10 protein-coding genes are annotated in these 8,235 nt (G+C 33.5%); 1 reads left to right on the forward strand and 9 read right to left on the reverse strand.

Going from position 1 to position 8,235, the window contains the following annotated elements; all coding sequences use genetic code 11:
* Positions 1-2: 2 nt before the first annotated feature.
* Positions 3-332 (reverse strand): PadR family transcriptional regulator, encoded by a 330-nt coding sequence (locus ACOQFO_RS05805; RefSeq protein ID WP_421688753.1) that lies wholly within the window; start codon positions 330-332, stop codon positions 3-5.
* A gap of 249 nt (positions 333-581) precedes the next feature.
* Between ACOQFO_RS05805 and ACOQFO_RS05810 the strand changes: the two genes are divergently transcribed.
* On the forward strand, positions 582-1,349 hold the full coding sequence (locus ACOQFO_RS05810; RefSeq protein ID WP_421688754.1) for a TSUP family transporter: 768 nt from the start codon (positions 582-584) through the stop codon (positions 1,347-1,349).
* 56 nt (positions 1,350-1,405) lie between these two features.
* On the opposite strand, the gene ACOQFO_RS05815 is transcribed toward ACOQFO_RS05810, so the two are convergent.
* From ACOQFO_RS05815 to ACOQFO_RS05850, 8 genes are all read right to left on the reverse strand, one after another.
* Positions 1,406-2,662 carry an MFS transporter gene (locus ACOQFO_RS05815; RefSeq protein WP_421688755.1) on the reverse strand — a complete coding sequence of 419 codons (1,257 nt, stop codon included), beginning with the start codon at positions 2,660-2,662 and terminating at the stop codon, positions 1,406-1,408.
* A gap of 100 nt (positions 2,663-2,762) precedes the next feature.
* Positions 2,763-3,395 carry a FusB/FusC family EF-G-binding protein gene (locus ACOQFO_RS05820; RefSeq protein WP_421688756.1) on the reverse strand — a complete coding sequence of 211 codons (633 nt, stop codon included), beginning with the start codon at positions 3,393-3,395 and terminating at the stop codon, positions 2,763-2,765.
* A 130-nt stretch (positions 3,396-3,525) separates the two neighbouring features.
* On the reverse strand, positions 3,526-3,789 hold the full coding sequence (locus ACOQFO_RS05825; RefSeq protein ID WP_421688757.1) for a CD3324 family protein: 264 nt from the start codon (positions 3,787-3,789) through the stop codon (positions 3,526-3,528).
* A gap of 597 nt (positions 3,790-4,386) precedes the next feature.
* Positions 4,387-5,385 (reverse strand): 3-oxoacyl-ACP synthase, encoded by a 999-nt coding sequence (locus tag ACOQFO_RS05830; protein ID WP_421688758.1) that lies wholly within the window; start codon positions 5,383-5,385, stop codon positions 4,387-4,389.
* Positions 5,382-6,890, reverse strand: coding sequence for an o-succinylbenzoate--CoA ligase (gene menE, locus ACOQFO_RS05835; protein WP_421688759.1), 1,509 nt, complete (start codon positions 6,888-6,890; stop codon positions 5,382-5,384). Before menE ends, ACOQFO_RS05830 begins: the two co-directional genes overlap by 4 nt.
* A gap of 109 nt (positions 6,891-6,999) precedes the next feature.
* Entirely contained in the window at positions 7,000-7,509 is a 510-nt protein-coding gene (locus tag ACOQFO_RS05840) for a YfiT family bacillithiol transferase (protein WP_421688760.1), read from the reverse strand.
* A gap of 27 nt (positions 7,510-7,536) precedes the next feature.
* On the reverse strand, positions 7,537-7,809 hold the full coding sequence (locus ACOQFO_RS05845) for a hypothetical protein (protein WP_421688761.1): 273 nt from the start codon (positions 7,807-7,809) through the stop codon (positions 7,537-7,539).
* A gap of 7 nt (positions 7,810-7,816) precedes the next feature.
* Positions 7,817-8,011, reverse strand: a complete 195-nt coding sequence (locus ACOQFO_RS05850) for a maleylpyruvate isomerase N-terminal domain-containing protein (protein ID WP_421688762.1) — start codon at positions 8,009-8,011, stop codon at positions 7,817-7,819.
* Positions 8,012-8,235 lie beyond the last annotated feature (224 nt).

Below are 8,235 nucleotides of genomic sequence, written 5' to 3' on the forward strand. Positions count from 1 at the left end.
GTTCATTCTCCTTTCAATAATTCGTTAAGTTGTTTTGTATTGACTAACCATTCCGTTCTCAATTTCTGATAAATCTCTATACCAAAATCAGTTAATACATAATATTTCCGCGGTCTAGACTCCGTCGTATCCCAAATACTTTCAACCAATTCCTGTTTTTCAAGCCTACGTAATAATGGATATAAGGTACTTTGTTCGATCGAAATCCCCGATTGTTCCAATAATTGAACAAGCGAGTAACCATATTGCTTTGTTTGCAATTGACTCAAAACCGCCAATGTTAACGTCCCTCTTCTTAACTCGATAATCAATGAGTCTAACAGATTGCTCATCGTACACCTCCATGCTATACAATACATACTATGTATCATACAGTATATATGATACAGTATTTTAAAACAAACAATATTATGCGTAAATTTTGTAGATTTTTAGTTCCATAGTTTTTCTATTGTTATAAAGAGTTCGGCAAGGATTTTCCACGCTTAACTTAAAGGCATTTCATTTCAAATGTTATTTACATTATTACTTTTTTCAGATAATATTTGGTTGTTGTGCTCACTAAGAAAGAAGGACTAATTATGCTAATTGACATAGATTTATCGATTGTATTGTTATTATTTTTATTTGGTTTTTTGGCTGCCTTTATTGATTCTGTAGTTGGTGGTGGAGGACTGATTTCTTTACCAGCTTTAATGTTTACTGGGTTAAGCCCGTCTGCTGCAGTCGCTACGAACAAATTGGCCGGTACAATGGGCTCATTAACAAGTACTATTACTTTCTATCGTTCTGGAAAAATAGAATTGAAAAGTATTATGGGGTTATTCCCAATCGTATTTATAGCTGCAGGTATTGGGGCGTGGATTGTCCATTTAATGGATCCATCGGTTCTAAAACCATTAATGTTATTGATGCTTGCAGGCGTTTTAGTCTACACGTTGATCAAGAAAGATTGGGGAAGTATTTCTACATATAAAAAGTTATCGACTTTAAAATATATCGGATTTTTCCTTCTGATTTTTGCGATTGGATTTTATGATGGCTTTCTAGGGCCGGGAACAGGCTCCTTTTTAATATTTGCTTTTCTAATGATTGGGTTTGACTTCTTAAAAGCTGCAGGTAATGCGAAATTTTTAAATTTCGGAAGTAATATTGGTGCATTATTGATGTTTATGTTTTTAGGCCAAATCAATTACGTCTACGGTTTGATCATGGGGGTAGCCCAAGTATTAGGAGCTATTTGTGGCTCAAAATATGCTATTAAACGCGGTAGTAGTTATGTGAGAGTACTATTTATAGTCGTTACTATTCTTCTACTTGCAAAAAATGCGTACGATTATTTTTCTTAAAATAAAGAAGACGTGCAGTCTGAAAGTATTTACTTCAAACTGTACGTCTTTTATTTTTATTCTTCTATTATTTGTTCTATTGCTTTTGGCTTCCCTGCTTCAATTAATGTATTACTTTTTACAAGGAAGATTAATAAAAACGTCATGATTAATCCGGTAGCGATTAAGAGCCACTCTATTTCGATATAATCTGCAATTGGTCCAAAAATCAACATACCAATTGGCATCATCGATGTAGAGATCATTCCAAAAACACCAAATATTCTTCCTAAATAATCAGGGTCCACTTTTTCTTGGATAAGAACGGTTGTAGGTGTATTGAATAATGGCATGGCAATTCCGAAGATTCCCATAAAGATTAGGTAAATCCAGAAGTTTGGTACAATGCCTAGAGCAACTGTACAAACTCCCATTATTAGACCGGCAAATGCCATCGTATGAATCTTATTCTTAAAGCCACCCCATCCCGCAATAAGTCCTCCACCAAGCATCATTCCAATAGAGAAAGCAATTTCAATGGCAGCGAGTAACCATTCTTCACTACCAAAAGTTCGAGCCACTTGTATTGGTGTTAAAAATGCAGCCGGAGCCATTAATACGAAAAATACAGCAAACATACTCATTAAAATCTTTAGAAAGCTATGGTTTTTTATATAAACCAAGCCTTCTTTAAAGTCATTAAAGTACCCAGTATTTTGAGCTTCAGAAGCCTTCTTATGTGTAGGAATACGTAAGAAGAAGAGTAATATTCCTACCGCTATTATCGCTGTAATTACATCAATAAAAAGAATGACTTCAATCGAAGTTGCAACGATTAGCGCTGCACTAACCATTGGAGAAATAAACATAATGACCGCTTGAATGGAGCCATTAATCCCATTTATTTTAACAAGATGTTCTTCAGGTACGATTTGTGGTAAAACAGCACCTACTGCTGGAGTTTGAATTCCGGTTCCAAGCGCTCGTATTGCAGCTACCAGGAAAAATAACCACATGGCATCGTAGCCCATCATAAAAAGAAAAGCTAGTATTAATGTTGCAAGGGCAATCATCGAATCCGATAGAATCATTAGCATTTTTCGATTGTAGCGATCCGCCCAAACACCTGCAAATGGTGATAAAAGAAATGTCGGTATGAATCCGCACAATATAAAAATCGTCATCATAATACCCGATTGTGTGGATAAAGTGATATACCACATAATCGCATATTGTACTAATGATGAACCAAACATTGAAATCGTTTGACTACTTAAAAAAAGTGTAATATTTTTCTTCCAATTCGATTTTGGATCTGTTGATGTATATGACATAATAATTTATTCCCTCTTTTAATATAGTTTAAATTATTTCCCGGGAATAAATATTAATAAAATAATAACATCATCATATTTATGACACCCCTCAGTTAACTTACCTTAAATTATTTACAAACTCTTTTAATTTGTTCATATCAGTTAATGCTTCGTTGCATGTTTCGCTATTTTCACATAAATAGTTTCCTCTTTTTGTATAAGTACCTTGTACTGTACCACTTTTAGATACTAATAATAGACCAACTTTTGCATGCTGATTACAAACTGAACAAACTCCTTGTTTTTCAGAATGGCTAAAAACTCCGCGCACTCCAACCAGAGTACCCTCATCATAATAGACTATATATTTTCGATTAGTCCCTGAGTCGACCCAACTTAAATAGGAAATTTCTTGTAAATCGATTGTATCTAAATTAGGAAGTTTTACTTTTTTATCTTTTGGGAATAACTTTTTGATTTGATTGTCAGTTGGAACTTTATATGGCTCAACGTATTGTTTAATCGATTCTAAAAATTGTTCCAATTGTTCCTTCGTTTGTAGGGTGAAAATTCGTTGAAGTACAAGTTGCTGTTTGATATCTTGAAATGTTATTTTATTATTTATCTCTTCTTGCACCATTGCTTGGATTGCTTGAATGACATTTTGATCTTTTGATGTTGTATTGGCATTTAATATCTTTTTGGCTTGTTTTTTAACGAACTGAAACTGTTCTACATTCATAAATTTCATAGCGTACACTCCTTCCGCTATAGATTACAGAAAAAGCTTCTCAAGTTCAATTGACTACTTTTTTTATAATTAAACTTGCCATAAGTGAATCTTCCAGGATAAAAATAAGGTTGGATTTTAACCAACCTTTTCATTTTCTGTAAACTATTTTTTTAATTGTTTCGATTGATAAACAAAAATCTATAGAAAGTGTTTCTAAAGAAGTACCATTTTTAAATAACGTTTTAATGGTTTTATTTCGTTCATCTAACCTTTTCCGTTCTCCAGAAGCAGCTCCCCATTTAATTCTTTGTTCTTCTGGTTTTGGAATATAAATTAAATCTCCTTGTACATACGATTGTAATTCTTCAAGAAGATGTTTCGGTAAAATATCATTTGCATTCACGTAACGCATTGGAACTCTCCTTTTCTTAATTAATTAAGCTAAGGGCAAAGCGTACATGAATAATAGACGTTTACTTGGCGATGATTAGGTTCTTATCTCATACAAAGTATCGCCATATTATTCATAGGCTTTGCATGAGTTTTTCCAGTATCTGGCGCATTGTATTTATGAGCCATATCATCACATCCTTCTAATAATGATTCTACATAATGCAAAACATTACCAATTATTATTGTATGAAAAACTATCACTATTATCAACGATGTTAAACGACAACTCCTTTTGAAGGGAGAAAAAAATCCTCCTGATTTTTCGGAAGGATTAGTCTTTTAACTTCATAACAAATCTGTTTGGCTCATTAAAATTATGAGCCAAACAATCCATACCCCAGCTAGGCGTTGCTGAAGTAATTGTCATAAAGAATATATTAAATGAACCCAAGTAAAGCTAGAAAAATGGGCAGACTAATCCTATTTTTAATTTGAAATAAATTTTTATTCTATTTCAAAGCATAAAAATAAGATTATTTATCCATCGTCCGCCCATCTTCCCTTCATTCATAAGTTAAAAACAGTTTAACACACTCACAATAAAGTGTGAAGTCGACTATTTTAACCATTCTATAACGGTTGCAGCCCATGAATATCCTGTACCTGCTGAAACAGCTACGATGATATCCCCTTTATTTAGTCGATTTCCATTTTCTGCAATATACAACCCATAACAAGGGTCCAATGCAGACATATGACCGTAGCGATCTAAATAGATACTTTGTTCTTCTTTAAGTCCTAAACTATTTAGTAATTCCAAATACATTGATCGTTTTGTATGGAGAGGGAGTAACATTTTTATATCCTCCAGTTGCTTACCACTCTTCTCTAGTGCTTTCGTAATGACTTTTATAAAGTTTGGCATAGAAACTGGGTCTAGTCTTTCTTTCATACTTAACGGATCAGGTACATCTAAAAAGTACATTTTTTCTTCTACAACTTCTTTACTTACAGGATGTACAGAACCTCCCCCAGGAACTAACACATCTTTTGAAAATGAACCATCTGTCATAATGTAGGAACCTAGTATACGAGACTTGGTAGCATTTCTTGTAACTAACGCTGCAGCACCACCATCCGCAAAATTAAACATAAATCTTGATCTAGGATTATCGTAATTTATCAATCCTGATTCCTTAGATCCTCCTACAAGTAAAATTTTTTGTATACTTTCATCTGAAACAAGCATATCCTTAGCAACTTTTAGAGCAATCGGGAAACAAGAACTAACATTCATTAGTTCAAATGCGTATGCATTAGTAGTTTCTAATTCATATTGAATTTTTGAAGATGCTGTCCATACTTGGTAATCTTTATAAGGACTACCAAAGTAAATGACTACATCGATACATTTAGGATCCACATTCTTTAAAATATTCTTTGCTGCATTTACTGCTAAATCAGAGGCGTGCATTGTTTGAGAGGCTACTCTTTTTTCAATTAAGCCAAACTTTTCAATTATCACTTTTTCCGGAATGCCTGTTAATCCCTCTAATTCCCTTGCACTTACAACTGTTTCTGGTTCAAAAATACTTGTATGTTCTACCCCGATCATGTTAATTCCACCTTTTCAATTTGTAGTTGCATGACTTTTTTATCTAATTTTCCTGTCGCATTTTTCGGTAGATCTTCTAGGAATACAACTTTTTTTGGAACTTTATATTTTGCAAGTTTACTAGCACAGTAATTTTGAATATCAATCTCTGATAATTGATGTCCTGCCTTTAGTGAAATCATGGCAACCGGTACTTCTCCCCATTTTTCGTCCTGAATGCCGATGACGGCCACTTCATTAATTTCTTTCATTTCCCCTATAATTTGCTCTACTTCCAATGGGTAAATATTTTCTCCACCCGAAATAATCATGTCTTTTTTTCTTCCCGCGATATAGATAAATCCTTCATCATCTTTATATGCGAGATCACCTGTATAAAACCAACCATTTTTGATCGATTCTGCTGTTTTGTCTGGTAATCCCCAATATTCTTTAAATACATTTTTACCTTTGATGATTAACTCACCAACATCCCCTTGCTTAACGGAGTTGCCATGATCATCGATAAGGTCAATTTCACAAAACATTACTGGTTTGCCAATGGAACCTATTTTTCTCTTATAATCTTCTTTTGAAAGCATAAACACTGTCGGAGATGTTTCTGTCATTCCAAATCCCTGGTATAACGGCAATCCCTGTTCATGATAAGCATGTAATAATTCAACTGGACATGGTGCGCCACCACTACAGAACACTCTTAACGATGTAAAATCCGTCTTTTTGAATGTTTCTTCAGTTATTAATGCATTATATATAGTTGGAACTCCCATCATCACAGTTACTTTTAAATCCTCAATTAGCTTTAATACTTGTTTCGGTTGGAATTTTCCAGGAATGATAACGCTTCCACCAGCAAGGAAAGTAGGAAAAGCAAATAATCCAATACCTCCTATATGAAATAGTGGCAAAATGACAAGACATCTATCGGAAGATGTTAAGTCTAAGGCATACTGGTTATTTAGAGCATTCCAAAACATATTTTCTTGTGTAAGTACAGCACCTTTTGGTTTACCTGTAGTGCCTGAAGTATAACAAATAATATAAGGATCCTCTGAACTATTAATTTCAAAATCTACCTCTACTTTTTTTGTAGAGAATGATGAAAAACCACCCTCAAATATTTGTGAATTTTCAAAATGAACAAGATCGTTTAATTGTTTATATAATGCTTCTTGTTCTTTTTCGTAAATAATCGCCTTAGCACCACTATCTTGAATTTGATAAGCTAGTTCTGATGCACTTAAGCGGATATTTAACGGAACAGCTATTAAACCTAACTGAGCAATTGCAAAGTATGTAATAAAATACTCTGCTCGATTTTGCGATAGTATCGCAATGCGATCACCTTTTTTAAGTTGCATGACGTGATCCAAAAAACTAGATACTCGCTCAATTTCTAGTAATAACTCTTGATACGTGAATTTTTTATTCTCCCCTATTAGAGCAACCCTATCAGGTGTAATATAAGCTCTTTTACGAATCCAATACGTAATGCTTGTATCCACTCTCTAACCCCCCGAATTAATCTATGCGAACTACTATTAAATCTACTTCTTTTCCCTAAACTAAAAATGACTTATCAAAGCTGACAAGTCATTCTTAGTTGGAAGTAGTTTATTTTGCTAATGCAAGTTTGATATGTGCCAAATGATGTTCTTCATGCCATCTTAGTTTGGCAAGCTTACTTGCTACTGTTATTTCACCATTTGTCTGATGTGTAAATACTCGTTTTAACTGATCTTCAGTTAGGCTTTGTCCTAAATAAACGATTCGTGCATTAATTCCCTCTAACATTTTAATAGAAACTTCTGCAGGTAGTTTTGTATCTGGTTGAATCGCCCACTTTTCCTCATCAAATGGTGGTATCGATGGATTTTCATCTGTTAAAGCTAGTTTTAGACGTTGATACATATTCAGTTGAGAATCTGCAATGTGATGAACAAGTTGAAGAACTGTCCAAGCACCTTCTCGATATGTTTTACTAAAATCTTCTTCATTTATAGAACCGACCGTTTCACTTAATCGAGTAGAATAAGTTTCAATATCTTTTAACCATTCTTGAACATTCTCTAGTGTTACATTTTCTGGAACCTCTAACGGTCCAATTGGAAATCTAACATCCATTTTTATAACCTCCTTCATAGTTGTATATTATAAATGTTGTTTAACATTATTGATTTTATTTATCTGTTCAAAGTGATGTAAATCATGCTCTTTGAAACCATCAAGATATTCATAAAGCGTAATAGTACGATCACCTAACGATTTCTCTTTATCCCATAATTCGTCATCAATGTTATTAATGGCTATAATAAGATTTCTTCTGACGTTGATAAAGTTTGCAATAGTATCCTCTTTACTACTATTTCTGCTAATTTCAGCAGATTGACGATTTAACTCATCTACATCTGGTCCCTTTGGCAATGTTGTCTCATTGAAAAAACGGCAGACGGTCATTTAATACAAATTCATCCCATGGTGTAAGATGACCGAATACTTCAGCAATAGTCCACTTATCTTTTGCAATTGGTGTTCTCCATTGTTCTTCTGATACTCGTCCTAATTTTTTTGCAAAATCAATAGAGTCTTCAAGATGGATTAATAGCTCCTCTTTGTTTTTATGCAAAATATTCAGCTCCTAAAAGTATTCTTACATTTCATATATGTATTTCTAGATAGTTCCAAAAATTCCTTCTATATATTAATTTTACCTGAATTATTCATAAAAAATCTTTGATAACCAAATAATGCTTATCTATCAAGGTATTGAGCTAAATGGTCCATGCATCAAATAAATGAAAAAAGAATCCATTTCTGATATGGTTAAAGCAACGATGAAATAACCACAGA

Origin of the sequence: Ureibacillus sp. MALMAid1270, from assembly GCF_049202975.1 — a bacterium.
GTDB lineage: Bacteria > Bacillota > Bacilli > Bacillales_A > Planococcaceae > Ureibacillus.

Excerpts from the sequence above, each read along its gene's own strand:
- ACOQFO_RS05825 (WP_421688757.1), bottom strand. The coding sequence starts at position 3,789 with ATGCGTTACGTGAATGCAAATGATATTTTACCGAAACATCTTCTTGAA.
- ACOQFO_RS05810 (WP_421688754.1), top strand. The coding sequence starts at position 582 with ATGCTAATTGACATAGATTTATCGATTGTATTGTTATTATTTTTATTT.
- ACOQFO_RS05830 (WP_421688758.1), bottom strand. The coding sequence starts at position 5,385 with ATGATCGGGGTAGAACATACAAGTATTTTTGAACCAGAAACAGTTGTA.
- ACOQFO_RS05820 (WP_421688756.1), bottom strand. The coding sequence starts at position 3,395 with ATGAAATTTATGAATGTAGAACAGTTTCAGTTCGTTAAAAAACAAGCC.
- ACOQFO_RS05805 (WP_421688753.1), bottom strand. The coding sequence starts at position 332 with ATGAGCAATCTGTTAGACTCATTGATTATCGAGTTAAGAAGAGGGACG.
- ACOQFO_RS05840 (WP_421688760.1), bottom strand. The coding sequence starts at position 7,509 with ATGGATGTTAGATTTCCAATTGGACCGTTAGAGGTTCCAGAAAATGTA.
- ACOQFO_RS05815 (WP_421688755.1), bottom strand. The coding sequence starts at position 2,662 with ATGTCATATACATCAACAGATCCAAAATCGAATTGGAAGAAAAATATT.